Below are 18,436 nucleotides of genomic sequence, written 5' to 3' on the forward strand. Positions count from 1 at the left end.
ACGCTCTAAGTCGTCCCACAAGGTCATTCGGCTTCTCCCAGTGGATCTGGGGGACCTGGGCGGAATCACCTCTCTCGATCTCCTCCCGACTCCCACGGTCACATCCCCGGATTTCGCCGATTTCGGCGGGAACAATCTCCGGGAAATCTCCCCGGCGATGAACGAGAATCGCGAAACATGGCGCACTCTCTTGATAGAGAGGCTCCGCGTTGGGACGAGGGTGCGCGCCGGCGTCCTTGGTCGATCTGCGGAGTGATGGTGGGAGCCCCGACCCTGACGCCTGGCCTGATGGCCCGGGACATCGAGTTCATGCTCCAGATCCTGAAGGCCCAGAATTCCGGGGCGATCGAGGCGCAGGCAGGGGGGAGCGAAGCCAATCAAAAACCGCTTTCAGGATGTCTCGTGACAAGGACTTATGGCGAGCCATTCGAAGCAAGCCGCACGACGAGCGAAGCCAGGCCGGGGGATGCGACCACGGATGACGCGGAGGACACGGATTGAAGACGAGGGAAGTCCCAGGCCATCGCCCCGCGGGGGGGCGAAGCCAATCGAAAACCGTATTCAGAATGTTTTGAGATAAAGATTTACGTCGATCCATTCGAGGCAGGCCGCACGACGAGCGAAGCCAAATCGAGGGAGGCGGACCGAGCGGACGGGGTGGAAAGGACGGAGCGGCCGAGCGGCCGGGGTGGCACATCATGGGACCGCCTCGGCCCATGAGCAAGGCCCGTCCGGCGCGACGGTCCGCCCGCCTGGGGCCTGCCACCACGGCCACGCCGCCACGTCTCGGTTCCCTTGATCAAGCTTCCCATGTCCCGCTTTCAGAGCCCCTGGGAGGCGGTGTCCGGTTTCCCGATACGGAGACGGATCCTGGTGATTGCCTCCATGGCCTCAAAATGGACGGAATCCCCGGAGGCCCGGTCACGGCCGCCCGGCACCGGCCTAGAATACTTAAGCTTCGGTGCGCGCGGCGCGACGAGGAGACGCGCGGGCGGCCGGGTTGCGGTGCGGGATCGGGGGTGGGACGTGCTGGCGAAGCTCGTGCGGACGATCGACGCGAGGGCGCCCTGGCTGACGCCGCTGCTGGGGGGGCGGCTCGACCTCGAGATCCCGGCGTACATGGTGAGCCTCTCGATCCACCTCACCTTCCTGGTGGTGCTGGCGCTGGTCGGGCATTCGGTGCACCAGGCCTCCAGCAAGGACCTGGCGGGCTCGATGGTCGACAGCAAGCTCGACTCGGAGTCGACGTTCCAGGACCTGGACCAGAAGGCGGACGTGCCGCCGGTGGCGGCGGCGGCCGGGACGTTCGCGCCGACCCTGGCCTCGACGATCACCTCGGCGCCGAGCTCCGCCGGGGCCGCGGCGGTCTCCTCGGCGGACGCGATGGCCGGCGGGCCGGAGCTGCCGCAACTGGACATCCGCCGGGCCTCCGAGCTGATCGTGCCGACGGCCACGATCCTGGGCCAGAACGTCTCCATCAAGGGGAGCGGCTCCGAGCACGTCGGCAGCGTGGAGGGGGCCGTGGACCGGATCGCCGTGGAGATCCTCCGCCGGCTCGAGCAGGGCAAGACCCTGGTCGTCTGGACGTTCGACGCCTCCGGCAGCCTCCAGGCCGAGCGCGAACGCCTGAAGAAGCACATCGAGGCCATCTACGCCCACATCGAGCAGCTCGACGAGAGCCACCTGGCCGCCGACCGGGGGCTGCTCACGCTCGTGGTGGCGTTCGGCCAGGACCGCAAGGCGATGACCCCCAAGCCGACGGCCGAGCTGTCCGAGGTCCTCGAGGCCATCGGCTCGGTGCCGACCGACGAGTCCGGCGTGGAGACGACCTTCGGCACCGTCGGCGAGATCGTCCGCCGCTGGGGCCGCTACAAGGACAGCACCGGGCAGGCGTATCACCCCATGATCATCGTCGTCACCGACGAAGTGGGGGACGACGAGGACCGGCTGGAGGAGTCGATCGAGCTGGCCGTGAAGGCGAAGGTGCCGGTCTACGTGCTGGGCTCGCAGGCGATCTTCGGCCGGGTGAACGGCTACATGGCGTACACCGACCCCAAGACGAAGCGGTATTTCCCCCGGGTGGCCGTCCGCCAGGGGCCCGAGAGCGCGTTCCTGGAGCAGATCCACCTGCCGTTCTGGTATTCCGGGCCGCAGTACGACGTGCTCGAGGCGGGTTTCGGCCCGTACGCGCTCAGCCGGCTGGCGAGCGCCACCGGGGGGATCTACTTCGTCACGCGATTCACCGGCCAGCACATGGGCTTCGACCCGATGCGGATGAAGGAATACAAGCCCGACTGGGTCCGCCGCGACCAGTACGAGGCCGCGGTGGCGAAGTCGCCGCTCCGCCAGGCGGTGGTGAACGCCTCGGTGCTGATGCAGGAGCAGCAGAAGCTGCCGGGGATGCCCTCGCTGAACTTCCCGGCCGTGGAGGATCCCGCGTTCAAGGACGTCATGGCCGCCAACCAGGCGGTCGCCGAGCGGACGGCGTACACCGTGGACGAGGCCCTCGGGCCGATCAACGCCGCCGCCAAGCTCCGCGACCGCGAGACCTCCCGGCGGTGGCAGGCCCATTACGACCTCATCCGCGGCCGGCTCCTCGCCATGAAGGTCCGCTGCTACGAGTACAACTGGGCCTGCGCCCGCCTCAAGAAGGACATGCCCAAGTTCAAGGAGCCCCGGGCCAACACCTGGCGGCTCGTCCCCGATACCTCGGTCCAGTACAGCGAGAAGGCCGCCGCCGCCGCCCGCGACGCCCAGCGACTGCTCAAGCGGGTGATCGACGAACACCCGGAGACCCCCTGGGCCCTGCTCGCCCAGCGCGAGCTGAAGGACCCCCTGGGCTTCAAGTGGGTCGAGACCTACGTGCCGCCGCCGCCACCCCGCAACGAGACGGCCGAGGCGAAGAAGAAGATGTCGAAGAAGGCCGAGGAGAAGCCCATCGAACCGCCCAAGCTGTGATCCGATCCGGGGCGCGAGACGGCCGTCGGCTTCGGCGTGTCCCCGTTCGGCGCGCGGGATGCGATCGGGGAGTCGTGCTTCGGACCCCTTCGTGACGCCCACGATCGGGCCGAGGGGACATCGGCCGACCTGAACCTGCATTGGTCCGCTTCCTGGTGCCTGGTCACGCCCGCGGCTTCGGGCTGGCTGAGGGGCACGCGGGGATGCCCGCCCTTCCGCGAATTTCCCCTCTCGGGGCGAGGGACACGCGGGCGGACATTCCTGCCTGCCCTTCGACATGAATGCTGAAGGTTGACAGGGCACCGGGACTCGGAGTATCGTGCCACATATGCACGCGTCGTTGGGTAGCATGGGAGATGCAGTCTCGCATCTCTGAATACGAGGACGAGGGGAATCGCGACCCTCGAGCAAGGGCGACGGGGAAGGGCGGAGTTTGCCGCGTGGTTGCGCGCGGTGGGATGACGTGAGTATTCCGACTCGCGGTCTCCTCTGCGTAAGCCTGCCCGGATTCCTCGATTCGCGTCGATGACCATCAAAGACCCGGGATGAACCGATAAGGGAAGCGAAGCGAGTCCTTCGCCCTTACGCCTCAGATGCATGTGGCTATGTTGCTGCCAGGCCGAGATGCCGCGTGGCGTCTCACTCCCGCATCACCGGAACACAGCCGCCGACCTCCCGCGACTCACGCCCGCGCCCGGTCGGTGGTGGAAGACGCGCAATCATGGGTGAAATCAACTCTAAAACCGATGATGTGATCATCGACCACAAGGTCCCTTATATTTTTCAGAAGTATTCGCACTCGTGCTGGTATGCGTGTGCCGAGATGCTCTACGGCTATCATCATCCCGCGGAGGCGGCCAAGGGAGGCTTCCGGGCCCGGATGAGAGACGGCAAGGCTTACACGGAAAGCGGCCAGAAGATCCAGGACATCGTCACCAATGACCGGGGCGCCTCGGAGAAGGACTGGCCGCTGCTCATCGAGACGTTCGGGATGGAGGAGATCACGCTGAGGGACGCGGGCCAGGTCAGGTCGATGGTCTCCATCGCCGACGACGTCGGGGTGCAGAAGACGATATTCAGGAAGTTGCACGTCTTGCTGGATCTCTACGGGCCGATCTGGGCGGCGGGCCGGTTTTATCGGATGGATCAGAAGAGCATGGAAGGCCACGTCATCCTCCTGAAGGGGTTGCTCGAGCGGGGGGCGGGCCAGGTCCCGGGCCACATCATCTTCCACGACCCGGGGAAGACCACCAATGGCGGCCCCGACTGCGTCGAGACGATCGACTGGTTCTCCCAGCGCCTGTATCACACCGGCTCGGGCAGCCTCGGCACCGAAGGCCATTCTCCATTGATGTATATCCCCTAATTTAGGTCGCGGCGGCTCGTCGCGTCGTCCCCCCCGCGGAGTGGAGTCATGCCGAATTACCCGCATCCCGAACCCAACCCGGAGCTCCCGTTCGAGGTGATGGAAGCCGATCCGGACAAGGTCAACGAGATCCCGGACCTGCTGGTCCTGGAGGCGAACGTGAGCACCTGGCTGGGAGAGGTGGCCCCGGGGGTCAGGGCGCAGTCGCGGATCAATTTCGGCGACGCCCATTGCGTGCTGGTGCTGGGCAACGGCAAGCTCAAGTCGGCGGACAATCCCCGGGAGAAGGCCACGGTCTTCAACGGAAGGATCCCACACCCCCCGCTCAACGCCCTGTACAGGACGAGGCCGTTCCCGGACGACGAGATCACGTGCGACAATGACTACGAGTTGGTCGAGGTGTCGCAGTGCCTAGCGGGCGGCGGGCAGGCCTCGGCGAAGTGGATGATCGAAGACAGGCGGATTTACGTGAACGCGCACGTCGAGACGGGCGCCATGGTCGTGCATGAGTATTTCCACACGTTCGACGTCGACGGGAACGGGCCGGAACTCTTCGGCTGGGACATGGACGAGGGCTTTACCGACTACTTCGCTCGCGACGTGGCGAAGCGCTTCGACTATCCCTACAAGGGCAACTCGCCGTACAATCAGGGATATAGCGCGGTGAAAACGATCGTGGATGCGATCGGCCTGGACAAGGTCTGCAAGCTCTACTTCGAGCGTCCAGACGGCCTCATCGGCGCGTTGGGGGACGCGTCGAAGCGCATTTCCAACACCATCGCGAATTTCCGGCGCGATGCGGACATCGGTGCGCGGGTCGCGAGACCGATCCAGACGTTTCTGGACGCCGCACAGAAGCAGAGGAACTGGTAGGACGGCGGCCGGCCAAGGCCGGAGATCCCCGGGGTTGCCATGCGTCGGGGCCGGGCCGAGGGTGGCCCGCGCCGCCGTCGGGTGCGACCGGCACGAGACGAGGACGAGCTTCGGGCGTGCGTGCCGGACCGCCGGGATCGAGGTGCTCGCCACCGACCCTCCCGGGGGCTCTGGCGTCAACATACCGCCGGGCGCCGGCGAGTCGACGCGTCCGTGCCGTGCCCGGGCTCGCCGCGGGGCCGCTCCCGTCTCCCTCCGAGTTTGCCGGCGCAAAAGGTGTTGCGGGCGCGGCTGATGTCGTAGAATGATCGGGTAGAGGAAGAGGGTCGACCAGTCTGCCGTCGTGATGGGGATCCGCGCCATGGATCTGCGATTTCCTGCCCCCTCCTCGGATGACCTGGCACCGCCGATCGATGAGATCGCCGGGGTGGCCAACGAGCCGCCGTTCCCCGTCCTGGATGAGGGGCAGGGGCGGGCTTCCGGGAACGGCCACGGCGAGACGATCCCCGCGCGTTCGCCTTCGACCCCTCGCGCGGACCAGGACGGACGGACGATGACCTCGGTGATCCCCGCCTACCGGGTTGGGGACGCCGTCATCCCCTCAAATAGCATGAATCCGGCTCCGACCGCAACGGTGCCGGCGTCGCAGACGCCCGCGACGCCCCCCGAGGCCGCCGCGCCGGCCTCGGCCTCGGCGCCGGCTCCCGCGCCCGCGGCGGATGCCCCGCCGAAGGGGCCGAAGCTGCGTCCCAGGAAGAAGAAGCGAATCCTGCTCCGCCACCTGCTGCCGGCCTGGACCGTCTCGCTGCTGGTGCACGTCGGGGTCCTGGCGGCGCTCGCCGCGGCGACCTTCAGCGCCCAGGACGCGATCAGGAAGCCCACCAACTTCGACTCCGCGCTGGCCGGGTATCGCAATGGCGAGCGCGAGGAGACCCCGATCCTGGCCGACCCGAGCAGCGTCCCCCGCGAGCAGGCCGTCGGCGACGAGCACGGCGGATCGGCCCCGCCGGAGGTCCTGGAGATGGCCGACGGCGGATCCGAGGACGACGGCGGCGGCGGCGCGGTCGTCGCGGCGGCCTTCGGCGGCGGGGTCCCCTCGGCCACGCCCCGGTTCAAGGGCGCCGGCAAGAAGAGCGTCAACGAGGGGAACAGCCTCGGCGGCGTCAGCATCGAGGGGATCCGCCGGTCCCCCCTCAACCTGCTCCCGGTCGCCCCCGCGGCCGACCTCTACGGCGGCGGCGGCATCGGCGGCGACCCCGTCTTCGACGTCAAGGAGATCGGCACGGCGCTCGACCAGCTCGCCCGCGAGATCCTCCGCCACCTCAAGGACCACAAGCTCACGGTCGTCTGGCTCTTCGACGAGTCCATCAGCATGCAGGACGACCAGAAGACCATCCTCGAGAAGTTCGACCGGGTCTCCTCCGAGCTGAAGAAGAACATCGACCCGGGCAAGAAGTCGGCCGGGGCGCTCAACCACGCCGTCGTCGGCTTCGGCGTCGAGACCGAGTTCGTCCTCAAGAAGCCCACCCTGGACATCGACGAGATCGGCCGCGCCATCAAGAAGCTCCGCACCGACATGACCGGCGTGGAGAACACGATGAAGGCCATCCGCGAGACCGTGGATGCCTTCTCCGGGATGATCGGCAAGGACCGCAAGATGCTCCTCATCCTCGTCACCGACGAGTCCGGCGACGACGGCGCCGACGTGGAGGAGGCCCGGCAGATCCTCAAGAAGTACAAGGTCCCGCTCTACGTCATCGGCCGCCAGTCCCTCTTCGGCTACCCGTTCGCCCACCACCGGTACGTGGACAAGGTGACCAAGGACGTGTACCACCCGCTGATCCGCCGCGGGCCCGAGACCGCCGACGTCGAGATCTTCCAGTGGGACGGCCTCTACGACCGCTGGGACGAGCAGCCCTCCGGCTTCGCCCCGTGGGAGCTCGCCCGGCTGACCAAGGACTCCGGCGGCATCTACTTCCTGCTCCCCAGCGAGGAGTTCATGCGGGTCCGCCAGCGCGAGCAGGCGTACTCGATCGTCCAGCTCCGCGAGTTCATGCCGGAATACGACAACCGCATGGACTACGTCCAGCACCGGACCGCCAGCGAGCTCCGCCGCACCCTCTACCAGATCGTCACCGAGACGAAGAGCTTCACCTACGAGCGGAACTTCTCCACCGACCCCGCCGAGCTCGCCCGGGTGGCCGCCCAGGAGGGGGACAAGGCCACCGTCAAGCTGAACGCGCTGATCGAGGTGCAGAAGGTCCTGGATCGGCTCAAGCCGCTCCGCGACCGCGAGACCTCCCGGCGATGGCAGGCCCATTACGACCTCATCCTGGGCCAGACCGTGGCCTTCCAGGTCAAGGCGTACGAGTACCGGGCCCTGATGGCGAGGATGATCCGCAAGCCCCCCACCCCCAGCAAGCCGCCCACGCCCGACCTGGCCATCACCTTCGTCGTCGACCACTCGCACGACCTGGTGGCCTCCAAGGACGAGACCGCCAAGAAGTACGTCGAGGCCAAACACCTGCTCGAAGAGGTCGTCGCCCGCTACCCGAAGACCCCCTGGGCCGACCTGGCGCAGGACACGATCGACCGCGGCTTCAGCGTCAAGCTCAACGAGTGGCACCACAACCCCAAGTTCAACGAACGCGCCCAGTTCGTGCCCAAGTACTGAGGCGGGCCGAGGGGGCGAGGCCAGGGCCAGGGGGCGGGCCTCGTGCATCGGCCTGTCCCTGCTGGCGGGATTGTGGGAGGATGGATCGCGGCGGATTCCACCCGGGGCAAGCGTGTGGCCGGAGACGAGGGCGTCATGAGCAGCGCACTGGGACCGAAGCCCGGGGTGGCCGTCCGGTATCCCGACAGCGACGGCAAGCCGATGGCGGACAACACGCGGCAATTCCGCTGGATCGTGATCCTCAAGGAGGGTCTGGAGTTCGCCTTCCGCGACCGGCCCGATGTGTTCGTGGCCGGGGACCTGCTCTGGTACGCGGAGGAGGGATCTCCGAAGGTCCGGATGGCGCCCGATGCGATGGTGGTCTTCGGTCGACCGAAGGGTGACCGGGGCTCGTACATGCAGTGGGTCGAGGAGGGGATCGCGCCCCAGGTCGTGTTCGAGGTGCACTCGCCGGGGAATCGCCGCGGGAAGTTGCAGGAGAAGTTCCGGTTCTACGAGGAGCACGGGGTCGAGGAATACTACTACTACAATCCCGACAACGGCAGGCTCACGGGGTGGCTGCGATCGGGAGATAAGCTCGAGCCGATCGCGAACCTGGACGGCTTCACGAGCCCATGGCTCGGCGTGCGGTTCGAGCCGGGCCGGGGCCCGGAGCAGTTGAAGGTCATCGACCGGAATGGCCGGCGGTTCCAGTCCCCGCTGGAGGTCGCCGAGCGGCTGGAGGCCGAGCAGAGGCGGGCCGACTCCGAGCAGAAGCGGGCCGACTCCGAGCAGAAGCGGGCCGACTCCGAGCAGAAGCGGGCCGACTCCGAGCAGAGGCGGGCCGACTCCGAACACACCCGCGCCGAGGCCGAGCGTCGCCGCGCCGAGCGGCTGGCGGCGCGGTTGCGAGAGCTGGGAGAGGACGTGGACTGATCGGCCGTCGGTGAGGTTCTCACCGCGTGCATCGGCCTGTCCCTGCTGGCGGGATTGTGGGAGGATGGATCGCGGCGGATTCCACCCGGGGCAAGCGTGTGGCCGGAGACGAGGGCGTCATGAGCAGCGCACTGGGACCGAAGCCCGGGGTGGCCGTCCGGTATCCCGACAGCGACGGCAAGCCGATGGCGGACAACACGCGGCAATTCCGCTGGATCGTGATCCTCAAGGAGGGTCTGGAGTTCGCCTTCCGCGACCGGCCCGATGTGTTCGTGGCCGGGGACCTGCTCTGGTACGCGGAGGAGGGATCTCCGAAGGTCCGGATGGCGCCCGATGCGATGGTGGTCTTCGGTCGACCGAAGGGTGACCGGGGCTCGTACATGCAGTGGGTCGAGGAGGGGATCGCGCCCCAGGTCGTGTTCGAGGTGCACTCGCCGGGGAATCGCCGCGGGAAGTTGCAGGAGAAGTTCCGGTTCTACGAGGAGCACGGGGTCGAGGAATACTACTACTACAATCCCGACAACGGCAGGCTCACGGGGTGGCTGCGATCGGGAGATAAGCTCGAGCCGATCGCGAACCTGGACGGCTTCACGAGCCCATGGCTCGGCGTGCGGTTCGAGCCGGGCCGGGGCCCGGAGCAGTTGAAGGTCATCGACCGGAATGGCCGGCGGTTCCAGTCCCCGCTGGAGGTCGCCGAGCGACTGGAGGCCGAGCAGAAGCGGGCCGACTCCGAGCAGAGGCGGGCCGACTCCGAGCAGAGGCGGGCCGACTCCGAACACACCCGCGCCGAGGCCGAACGTCGCCGCGCCGAACGGCTGGCGGCGCGGTTGCGAGAGCTGGGAGAGGACGTGGACTGACGTGATGGATCGGCCGACGAGGCGGGCCGGATCCGCGATCGCGGCCGGCGTCACCTCGGCTCGGGATCGAGCCGCTCCGCCAGGGCCTTCAATTCCTTCAGGTCCTCCGGGGTGAGCTTCATGTACTGGGTGCTGCTCCCGACGAAGTCGACGGTGCGGAACGAGTAGACGACCCGGATCTTGCCCCCCGCGACGTTGGGGCCATTCACCTCGGACAGGAGCTGATTGACGAACTCGCGGACGCTGCCGACGCGCGTCTGGCCGACCATCCAGAAGACGTTGCCTTCTTCCAGGTCACCGATGGCCAGGCGGCCGGGATCTTCGCCGGGGTCGAGGATGATCGCCCCGCGGTCGTTGAACAGGCCGTAGGCGGCCTGGATCTCCGGCGTCACGTCCGCGAGCCGCATCCCGAGCACGGCCTGTGGCTTCAGGTTGGCCGGCAGGACCATGGGACGGAGCTGGATCTCGAGGTCAGGCCGGTCGCCGTTGAGCGCGATCGGCAGGCTGCGAGCCTGGTGGAGCTTGAGCGAACGGGCGGTCACGGCGGAGATCCCCCCAACCAGGCCGCGGAGGGCGAACTTGCCGGCCGCATCGGTGAGCGTCGCCTTGCGGTCGGCCCCCCCCTTGCGGCTGGCCTCGACCAGCGCGCCGGCGACCGGCTTGCCGTCGTTGTCGAGCACCGTGCCGGAGAGCCTGCGGCCGGCCGGCAGGACGACCCGCACCGATTCGCGGGCGGCTGGATCAAGAGCGTAGATGTCGTCGACCGAGTTCTCGATGTAGTCGGGATGGGTGAAGGTGATCCGGCCCTTGCCAAGCTTGCCCGGATAGTCCGCCTTCGGAGGATAATTGAAGATCTCGAACGTCCCATCGGCGCGGGTCGTGGTGACCTCGACGCCGCCGACGCCCTTGCCGATCATCACGCTGGCGTTGATCTCCAGCGCGGGGATCGGCTTGCCCTGTTCGTCCACGACCACGCCCTTCACGTGGAGCCCGGCGGGCTTGAGGAGCAGGGGGGCGGCCTCCGTCGTCTCGCCGGGCCTGACGTCGAGGTGCCTGTCGTCGCCGCCGGCCATCAGGGTCCCGGACAGGCGGCGGAAGCCGGGCTTCTTCGCGTCGATCGAGATCGACGTGCGGCCGGAGAGGCCGGGAATCGTCAGGCGATATTCCCCCTTCGAGTCGGCCCGGGTCTCGACCAGCCGGAACGTCCCGGCGGCCCTGGCGAGCCTCCCGGTCATGTCGGTGTCGGCGAATCGCATGTCGATGGCCGGGACGGCGACGAGGATCCGGGCGTCTGCCAGCGGGGCATGCGCCTCGTCCGTCACGCGGCCCTTCAGGATCGCGGGACGGTCATCGGCCCCGAGGGCCACGGCCATCGGCAGCCCGACGACGACGGCCGCGATGACGGCGCCGGCGCCGGCGACTCTCCGTGAAAATCCCATGCGGATCCTCCTCGGCGATTGGGGACACTCGGGCTGTCCACAATCCTACAGATGTCCTGGGATGTCAACGGCCCACCCCCGGGCATCGGCGACCCGGAGATCTTCACGGCCGGCGGACCAGGTCGACGATCTGGTAGCGGCTGGGCATGTGGGTGGCGTGGGCGTCGTTGTCGAAGGTGATGAGGAGGCGCACCGCATGCGTAGCCTCGGCCCCGCCCGCGGTTGGCGTGGGGAGGATGCAGAGGCCCTCCGCCTTCTGGGCGGCCTCGAAGACCCAGATCCGGTCGGCGACGATCGGGGCCGCGGCGGCATCGCCGGCGGCGGCGATCCGCGCGTCGGGGACGAACCAGAGCGTGTTGCCGTGGAAGGCGTTGGAGGTGTCCTCGGTCGTGGTGACGACCAGGAAGCCCTTCCAGGCGGGGAGGTACTCGAGCGACGTGAGCTGGCAGCGGACGCCCTCGCGGCGGCCGGGGTCGAACGCGAAGAGGCGCCGCGGCGCCAGCTCGGCTTCGGGCGAGGGGTTCGCGGCGATGTCGGCCGCGAAGACCCGCACCAGGTCGTCCGGCTGCCGCAGGCCGATGACCAGCTCGCGGCGATGTTGTCCGTCCGGGCCGGCCTGATCGCGGATCGTCAGCCCCTCGATCTTCCGCTCCGCCAGGGCCGCGGCGGGCAGGCCCTCGCGCTCGAGCGCCCGCAGGAGCGGCCCGGCGATCCGCCAGCAGACGACCGACGCGTCGTCGATCGCCAGCGGCCCGGCGTTGGTCCCTTCCGCGGCGGGCGAGACGGGCCGGAGCCGGAACCGGATGAGCCGCTCGTGCTGCGACCGTTCATCGTCGGTCTTGCCGGAGTGGGAGCCGACGACGTAGAAGTTGCCGTCGGTGTCGGCCGCCATGCCTTCCCACTTGGACGACTTCGGCGTTTCCGCCGGGAAGGCCGGCGAGGTGATCGGCGGGCCGAGCTGCCGCCCCGTGGCGACGTCGACCACCCGCAGCGGCACCTGCTTGTCGTGCGCCACCAGCGCGAGCCGACCGTCGCCGATCGCCTCCACGGCGGACGCCTCGAGCACGTTGTCCAGCGGCCCGTCGCCGGGCCTTGCCGCCGGATCCAGGAACGGCGCCGGGAATGTGACCGGGACCACGGAGACGACCGGGCCGTCGTCCCCATGAGCGGGCGTGGAGAGCGACAGGGCCATCGCCGCGGCCGCACCGAGGATCGTTCGCATTCGCATCCGCATCCGCATCAATCCGGGTCGCATGAGATTCCTGACGGAGTTAAGGCAGGTCGACCTGGTACTCGGTCTTCCCCTCGGCCACCTCGACGACGACCTGCGAGGAGCTGACGTTTTTGTACTTGACGGGCAGGCCGTCCTTCTTGCTCGTGTTCGAGACCGCGACGCGGTGCGAGCCGGCGACGGCGCCGTCCCCCGCCTTGTAGCTGGTCAGGGTGAAGTGGCCGTCGGGCCCGATGGCGCCGTGGGCCTCGACGCCGATGGATTCGGGCTCGAAGGTGATCTCCCCGGACGTCAGCGGCTTGCCGCGGTAGGTGACGACCCCCTGGACGGGGATCGTCGCGGTGTTGACCTCGCCGGGGCGGGATCCGCAGCCGGCCAGGGAAAGGAGGAGGGACGAGGCGGCCGCGAGGGCCGCCGTCGTCCGCCGCATAACGTGTCGTCGCATGGCGGTCGGTCTCCGGCCTCGGTCGGCTCAGTACTGGTCGGCCGAGACGACCTCGCCGCCGGCGATCGTGCCCAGGGCATGCCAGGCGACCGGGCTGACCGAGTCCTTGATGAAGCGGACCGAGCCGTCGCCGAAGAGGACGTTCACGCCGCCGGGGTGCTTGCTCGTGGCGGCCAGCGACATGTAGGTCGGCCCGCCGTCGTTCTCGTCGGTCGAGTCCCAGTCCATCTGCACCGCCTGGCCGAAGTTGCTGGTCCCGGTCGCCTTGTTGAGGGCCTTCACCGACGGGTTCGGGGGCAGGGCCGTGGTGAACCCCGAGTAGTAGACGCCGCCGTTGCACCAGCGGGTGTGGCCGATCGGGCCGCCGGCCTTCACGCTGCTGGCCTTCGTGCCGCAGGACGAGATCACCTCGGTAATCGCCTGGATCGACGCCGCCCCGGGCGCCGGGACGTTCGTCGGGCTCCACGACCCGGTGACCGAGTCCGAGGGGGCCGTCGGGCTCTTGACGCAGCTCCGCATCTGGTTGTGGCCGATGAGGCCCTCGGAGGCCATGATTGAGTTGCTCAGGCCGTCGGTGACCATCGAGATCTTCCGCGCGTAGTTGGGGCCGAACATCGACCGGTTCATCGGCCCGACCGAGTTCGTCGCCCCCCAGTTCACCGACCAGACGTACCAGTCGCCGTCGCAGGTGCCGTAGCTGGTCGTCGCGTAGCCGGTGTTCCCCATCGACGCGTCGTCGATGTGCGGGCCGGGGTCGCTCGGGCAGAAGAGGAACGACAGCGGCGTCATCGCGACCGTCACCTTGTTGGGGGCGTCGCTGTAGGTGAAGTTGAAGTTGATCGCGTTGTAGAAGCTCCCCTGCTCCAGGAACGGGGCCGACCGGGCGAAGGCACTCCAGGATGACTCGAAGGTCCACGTCGGCGCCGAGCCCGTGGCCGCGGGCACCAGGATGGTCGTCGGCGAGAAGCACGAGCTGGCGCTCTCGTAGTTCATGAACGCCAGGCCGATCTGCTTCAGGTTGTTCGTGCACTGGATCCGCCGCGCGGCCTCGCGGGCCGACTGCACCGCCGGCAGCAAGAGCGCGATCAGGACGGCGATGATGGCGATGACGACGAGCAGCTCGATCAGCGTGAAGCCGGCTCGCCGGGTGGAGACTCGGTCGATGTTCATGGGCGCAGTGTTGCTATCAGAAATGATGCATGCCGATTGGGATGGAGTCCTTCCTCGACTTCAGTCGGGAAGGCGGCACGCACGACCGCAACATTGCACGAGAAAGAGGAGAAGATATTGGTCAATGATGGGAGAAGATTTCGTGAAGCTGCGGGGGCTCGGCCGCCCCGTTCGGTCCAGGGCGGCCTTCCCGGGCGCACCGCGATCCCTCCCCGGCGGGGACGCCGAGGCCCGGATGGTTCAGCGGGGGTGGCCGGCGGAGGCCGGGGCGAAGGAGACGTCGAAGACCGAGACGCCTCGATCGCCGTCCAGGTCGGGATCGACGTCCCCCGGATGAGCCTGGGTCACCGGGACGTCCCGATATCTCGAAGAGACGTAGGCTGCCAATTTTGGCGTGAATATCACGACGACGAGGAGGACTGCAATCAGGAGGGCCCACTCCAGGAGGTCCAGGATCTGCCGCATGGTCTTCAACTCCTCTCCATGCCCGGACGAGTCCGGCCCGGTCGATCCGGGCCGTCGAACGTCGCCTTCCGTTGGCCGAGATTGCAAGTAGATATCCGTCTCGTCGCCGGCTGCCCGAAATGAAATGTGGTCGTTCAGCTCACTGGCGCAACCGGTCGGCCCGACGCTCATACTCGGAGCCTAGAACGCCGTGACCGAGATTTCCACAAATCGCGGGGAGTTGAGGCCGCGACCCGCAAATCCGCCGCGCCCGCCGTCGCCGGGCCGGCAGCGGCGGGGCGGGCCTCAGCCGACGGGCGTGAGGGTCAGCGCGGGGGGGGGATGGTGGGGGAGATACTTCCGAACCAGCAGGGCGAGGTGATCCCAGGGGATGGGCTTGCTCAGGCAGTCGTTGCAGCCGACCAGGAGGCAGTCCTGCAGGTGCTCGTCGGTGGAGTGGGCGCTGAGGGCCAGGATGGGCCCGGCGTATCCCCCTTCGCGGAGCTGGCGGGTGGCCTCGTAGCCATCGACCAGGGGCATCTCCAGGTCCATGAGGATCATGTCGAACGGGTTGCCCGCGCGGAGGGCGGCCAGGCCGATGTCGGCGGCGTGACGGCCGTTCCCCACGCCCACGACCTCCAGCCCCATGAGCGAGAGCTGGCGGGCGAAGATCTCCCGCATGTCGCGGTTGTCCTCCGCCAGCAGCACCCGCGGCGGCATCGGCCCGCCCGGGACGTCCTCGGGGGCGGATCGGTCCTCGGCGGGCTTCGCGGGCATCCCCGCCCTGATGTCCTGGGTGGCGGCCCTCTCCATGCCGTGTAACCTGGCGTCGGATCTCACGGGAGCCATCCCTCCTTCGATCGCGCGTCGATTCGGGCGGGGGCGGCCATCGCTTCCATCTCCATCTTCTCCTCCCTCGCAAGACGTCCACGGCGACGTCATGTGACGGGCAGGGGGCGCCTGCCTTCGGGTCGGCCGGCGCCCGCTCGTGCCGCCGCCGCCGGCCGCTATGCCGGGCCGGCCGGGACCCCTCTCGAGAATCGAGACGACAGCGACCCACGGCCGACGTGGCCATGGGGCGATTCATCCCGCCCGGGACGAACGCGGCCCGGACGCATGCCTTGACGATCGGCGAATTGCATCATCCCAAGCCCTCTCCGTGTGCCGACACGCCGCCCGCCTCGCCACGTCACGAGTGCTTGCCAGCCAGCTATGGCGAGATCGGGGCATCATGCCCCGTTGGAGGATATCTAAACACAAGGGCTTGATCATTCGACTCTGGACGCAGTCATTCTACGGGCCGGGCCGGCCGCGATCAAGGAGGATTCCGGCGATCGGCCGGCGCGGCGCCGCGGCCCCGATCCCCCGGTCGCGGGGCCTCCGGACGCTACCGTCCGCCGGGCCTCCGGGCTAAGATGAAGGGCCGGCGAGCCTTCCTTCCGCACGCCCGGCCGCAACCCAAGCCCACGAACCCATGCGAGCTTCCACGATGAATCGACCACGGATGTCCCGGATGCCGCTGATCGCCGGCCTCTGCTCCCTGCTGATCCAGCCCTGCATGCTGTCGGCCGCCGCCGGGCCCACCGACGGGGAGCAGGAGGCGCGGATCCGCGACTCGGTCGTGAAGATCTCGGCCACGCTCCGCTATCCGGACATCCTCAAGCCCTGGACCAAGCAGAGCCCGCGCGACGCCAGCGGCACCGGCGTGGTCATCGACGGCAAGCGGATCCTCACCAACGCCCACGTCGTCCTCTATGCCAGCCAGCTCTTCGTGGAGAGCCAGCAGTCCAGCGACAAGCTGGCGGCCACCGTGGAGGCCGTCAGCCCCGGCATGGACCTCGCCGTCATCAAGCTCGACGACGAGTCCTTCTTCGACAAGCGGCCGCCGCTGACCAGGGTCCAGGCCCTACCCGAGGTCAAGGACGCGGTGGTCGTCTACGGCTACCCCCAGGGGGGCTCCAGCCTCTCCGTCACCAAGGGGATCGTCTCGCGGATCGAGTTCGTCGGCTACAGCGAGGGGGCCTCCGGCGTCCGGATCCAGGTCGACGCCCCGATCAACCCCGGCAACAGCGGCGGCCCCGCGCTCGTGGACGGCAAGATGATCGGCCTGATCTTCAGCAAGCTCACCCAGGCGGACAACATCGGCTACATCATCCCGGCCGAGGAGATCGACCTGTTCCTGAACGACATCAAGGACGGCCGCTACGACGGCAAGCCCGCCATGCACGACTCGCTCCAGACCTTCGAGAACGCCGCCCTCCGCGGCTTCCTCCAGCTCGACAAGAAGGCCCAGGGCATGATCGTCCACCGCCCCGCCGAGGATCGGCCCGACTACCCGCTGAAGCCCTGGGACCTGATCACCAAGATCGGCGACAAGGACGTGGACAACGTGGGCATGGTCAAGATCAAGGACAACCTCCGCCTCCAGTTCCAGTACCTGATCCAGCAGAAGGCGAAGGGCGGCAAGGTGCCGCTGACCGTCGTCCGCAAGGGCAAGACCGAGACCATCGAGCTCCCCGTCCCCAACAGGTGGCCGATGCTCATCGAGCCCCTCCAGGGCAAGTACACCTCCTACTTCATCTACGGCCCGCTCGTCTTCTCGACCGCCAGCCGCGACCTCGCCGCGGCCCTGGATCGCCCCGGCAGCCCCCTGGGCGCGGCGCTCGCCCTCATGGGCAGCCCGCTGGCCACCCGCCGCGGCGACCGCCCCGCCTTCGAGGGCGAGGAGCTCGTCATGGTGACCTCCCCCATGTTCCCCCACGCCATCGCCAAGGGGTACGACAACCCGTTCTCCAAGGTCATCAAGGAGGTCAACGGCGTGAAGGTCAAGAACCTCCGCCACTTCGTCGAGCTGCTCCGCGACAGCAAGGCGAAGTACACCTCCATCTCCTTCGACGACCGCTTCTCCGAGGCCATCGTCTTCGACCACCAGGAGGCCCTCAAGGCCACCGACGAGATCCTCTCCGACAACGGCATCCGCCAGCAAGGCTCCGACGACCTGATGGCGATCTGGAAGAAGAAGGCGAACTGACCACGGAGGCACAGAGGGCACGGAGAAGACCGGGAGAGAGCGAAGGAGAGAGCGAGTCGGGCAGAATCCAAGACGCGGCCCAGATCACCCGAGATCACGTTTCGATCTGATGATCCTTCTCTCCTGCTCCTGGTCTCCTCCGGCCTCGCGCGAGCCCGTGGCGTTTCGTCCCTGTTCCCCTCCTCCTCTTCGGCCTCTATCTCTACCTCCGTCTCTCTCTTCCTCCCCCGGTCTTCTCCGTGTCTCTGTGCCTCCGTGGTTAGTCCCCGTATTAGGATTTCTCCCATGTTGACCGTTGCCTCGCTCGCCCTCGGGTTTGCCCTCCTGATCCCCGGCCAGGATGCCTCCGCCGACTCCAAGGCGCTGTTCAACGGCAAGGACCTCGACGGCTGGAAGCACGTCGGCCCCGGCAAGTTCGTGGTGGAGGACGGCCTGCTCCGCACCGAGGGGGGCATGGGCCTGCTCTACTACGAGAAGGAGAAGCTCGGCGACTGCGTGATCAAGGTCGTCTACAAGACGAAGGACCGGCGGTCGAACTCCGGCCTCTACATCCGGATCGCCGAGGCCCCGGCCGAGCCCTGGTACGCGGTCCATCACGGCTTCGAGGTCCAGATCGCCGACGGCGGCCACGGCTCGCGCGGGACCGGCTCGATCTACACCTTCGCCGAGTCCGCCGCCAAGCCCGCCGAGCCGGGCGAGTGGAACACCCTGGAGGTCACCCTCAAGGGGACCCGCGTCACCACCACCCTCAACGGCCAGCCCGCCGCCGACTTCGACTCGACCACCCTGAAGGCCGACGCCGGCGACAAGACCGGCCCCGGCGACCCCGCCCGCACCCCCCGCGAGCCGTCCGGCTACATCGGCCTCCAGAACCACGACGACGGCTCCGTCGTCACCTTCAAGGAGGTCTCCGTCCGCCCCCTGGCGGCGAAGTAAGGACGCGACACGCCTTCAGGCCGGGAGCCAGCAGGCTCCCGGCCTCATCCCCTTCCCGCACATCAGCGACCCGAATCAGGCCGGGCGGCGCGGCGCA

The 18,436-nt window shown here is 68.2% G+C and carries 16 protein-coding genes; 10 read left to right on the top strand and 6 right to left on the bottom strand.

Going from position 1 to position 18,436, the window contains the following annotated elements:
* The 8 genes from G6O54_RS37535 to G6O54_RS34125 form a co-directional block, all read left to right on the top strand.
* The coding region (locus G6O54_RS37535; protein WP_205679126.1) for a hypothetical protein at positions 1–256 on the top strand (256 nt) is incomplete at its 5' end.
* Positions 257–309: 53 nt separating this feature from the next.
* Entirely contained in the window at positions 310–501 is a 192-nt protein-coding gene (locus tag G6O54_RS34095) for a hypothetical protein (RefSeq protein ID WP_165234448.1), read from the top strand.
* Positions 502–1,026: 525 nt separating this feature from the next.
* Positions 1,027–2,958, top strand: coding sequence for a vWA domain-containing protein (locus tag G6O54_RS34100; protein ID WP_165234451.1), 1,932 nt, complete (start codon positions 1,027–1,029; stop codon positions 2,956–2,958).
* A gap of 721 nt (positions 2,959–3,679) precedes the next feature.
* Positions 3,680–4,324, top strand: a complete 645-nt coding sequence (locus tag G6O54_RS34105; RefSeq protein ID WP_165234454.1) for a papain-like cysteine protease family protein — start codon at positions 3,680–3,682, stop codon at positions 4,322–4,324.
* Between the two features lie 48 nt (positions 4,325–4,372).
* Complete coding sequence (locus G6O54_RS34110; protein ID WP_165234457.1) at positions 4,373–5,197, top strand: hypothetical protein; 825 nt, start codon at positions 4,373–4,375, stop codon at positions 5,195–5,197.
* A 361-nt stretch (positions 5,198–5,558) separates the two neighbouring features.
* Positions 5,559–7,871 carry a vWA domain-containing protein gene (locus G6O54_RS34115; protein WP_165234460.1) on the top strand — a complete coding sequence of 771 codons (2,313 nt, stop codon included), beginning with the start codon at positions 5,559–5,561 and terminating at the stop codon, positions 7,869–7,871.
* A 135-nt stretch (positions 7,872–8,006) separates the two neighbouring features.
* A complete protein-coding gene (locus G6O54_RS34120; RefSeq protein ID WP_165234463.1) occupies positions 8,007–8,786 on the top strand; it encodes a Uma2 family endonuclease in 780 nt (259 codons plus the stop codon).
* 119 nt (positions 8,787–8,905) lie between these two features.
* A complete protein-coding gene (locus G6O54_RS34125) occupies positions 8,906–9,643 on the top strand; it encodes a Uma2 family endonuclease (protein WP_165234466.1) in 738 nt (245 codons plus the stop codon).
* A gap of 50 nt (positions 9,644–9,693) precedes the next feature.
* On the opposite strand, the gene G6O54_RS34130 is transcribed toward G6O54_RS34125, so the two are convergent.
* The 6 genes from G6O54_RS34130 to G6O54_RS34155 form a co-directional block, all read right to left on the bottom strand.
* Complete coding sequence (locus tag G6O54_RS34130) at positions 9,694–11,082, bottom strand: carboxypeptidase-like regulatory domain-containing protein (protein ID WP_165234468.1); 1,389 nt, start codon at positions 11,080–11,082, stop codon at positions 9,694–9,696.
* A 103-nt stretch (positions 11,083–11,185) separates the two neighbouring features.
* On the bottom strand, positions 11,186–12,304 hold the full coding sequence (locus G6O54_RS34135) for a hypothetical protein (RefSeq protein ID WP_165234471.1): 1,119 nt from the start codon (positions 12,302–12,304) through the stop codon (positions 11,186–11,188).
* 49 nt (positions 12,305–12,353) lie between these two features.
* Positions 12,354–12,758: a hypothetical protein gene (locus G6O54_RS34140; RefSeq protein ID WP_165234474.1), complete on the bottom strand. Its 405-nt coding sequence runs from the start codon at positions 12,756–12,758 to the stop codon at positions 12,354–12,356.
* Between the two features lie 27 nt (positions 12,759–12,785).
* Positions 12,786–13,928: a DUF1559 domain-containing protein gene (locus G6O54_RS34145; protein WP_165234477.1), complete on the bottom strand. Its 1,143-nt coding sequence runs from the start codon at positions 13,926–13,928 to the stop codon at positions 12,786–12,788.
* A 240-nt stretch (positions 13,929–14,168) separates the two neighbouring features.
* A complete protein-coding gene (locus G6O54_RS34150; protein WP_165234480.1) occupies positions 14,169–14,393 on the bottom strand; it encodes a hypothetical protein in 225 nt (74 codons plus the stop codon).
* A gap of 285 nt (positions 14,394–14,678) precedes the next feature.
* A complete protein-coding gene (locus G6O54_RS34155) occupies positions 14,679–15,212 on the bottom strand; it encodes a response regulator (RefSeq protein ID WP_165234483.1) in 534 nt (177 codons plus the stop codon).
* Positions 15,213–15,861: 649 nt separating this feature from the next.
* Between G6O54_RS34155 and G6O54_RS34160 the strand changes: the two genes are divergently transcribed.
* Both G6O54_RS34160 and G6O54_RS34165 read left to right on the top strand, forming a co-directional pair.
* Positions 15,862–17,403 carry a S1C family serine protease gene (locus tag G6O54_RS34160; protein WP_250847223.1) on the top strand — a complete coding sequence of 514 codons (1,542 nt, stop codon included), beginning with the start codon at positions 15,862–15,864 and terminating at the stop codon, positions 17,401–17,403.
* A gap of 285 nt (positions 17,404–17,688) precedes the next feature.
* Positions 17,689–18,339: a 3-keto-disaccharide hydrolase gene (locus G6O54_RS34165; protein WP_165234486.1), complete on the top strand. Its 651-nt coding sequence runs from the start codon at positions 17,689–17,691 to the stop codon at positions 18,337–18,339.
* Positions 18,340–18,436: the final 97 nt, after the last annotated feature.

The organism is Aquisphaera insulae (assembly GCF_011064615.1).
Classification (GTDB): Bacteria; Planctomycetota; Planctomycetia; order Isosphaerales; family Isosphaeraceae; genus Aquisphaera; species Aquisphaera insulae.

Coding starts and splice junctions, on each gene's coding strand:
- G6O54_RS34095 (WP_165234448.1), top strand. CDS start 310: ATGCTCCAGATCCTGAAGGCCCAGAATTCCGGGGCGATCGAGGCGCAG.
- G6O54_RS34105 (WP_165234454.1), top strand. CDS start 3,680: ATGGGTGAAATCAACTCTAAAACCGATGATGTGATCATCGACCACAAG.
- G6O54_RS34110 (WP_165234457.1), top strand. CDS start 4,373: ATGCCGAATTACCCGCATCCCGAACCCAACCCGGAGCTCCCGTTCGAG.
- G6O54_RS34115 (WP_165234460.1), top strand. CDS start 5,559: ATGGATCTGCGATTTCCTGCCCCCTCCTCGGATGACCTGGCACCGCCG.
- G6O54_RS34120 (WP_165234463.1), top strand. CDS start 8,007: ATGAGCAGCGCACTGGGACCGAAGCCCGGGGTGGCCGTCCGGTATCCC.
- G6O54_RS34125 (WP_165234466.1), top strand. CDS start 8,906: ATGAGCAGCGCACTGGGACCGAAGCCCGGGGTGGCCGTCCGGTATCCC.
- G6O54_RS34130 (WP_165234468.1), bottom strand. CDS start 11,082: ATGGGATTTTCACGGAGAGTCGCCGGCGCCGGCGCCGTCATCGCGGCC.
- G6O54_RS34135 (WP_165234471.1), bottom strand. CDS start 12,304: ATGCGAACGATCCTCGGTGCGGCCGCGGCGATGGCCCTGTCGCTCTCC.
- G6O54_RS34140 (WP_165234474.1), bottom strand. CDS start 12,758: ATGCGACGACACGTTATGCGGCGGACGACGGCGGCCCTCGCGGCCGCC.
- G6O54_RS34145 (WP_165234477.1), bottom strand. CDS start 13,928: ATGAACATCGACCGAGTCTCCACCCGGCGAGCCGGCTTCACGCTGATC.
- G6O54_RS34150 (WP_165234480.1), bottom strand. CDS start 14,393: ATGCGGCAGATCCTGGACCTCCTGGAGTGGGCCCTCCTGATTGCAGTC.
- G6O54_RS34160 (WP_250847223.1), top strand. CDS start 15,862: ATGAATCGACCACGGATGTCCCGGATGCCGCTGATCGCCGGCCTCTGC.
- G6O54_RS34165 (WP_165234486.1), top strand. CDS start 17,689: ATGTTGACCGTTGCCTCGCTCGCCCTCGGGTTTGCCCTCCTGATCCCC.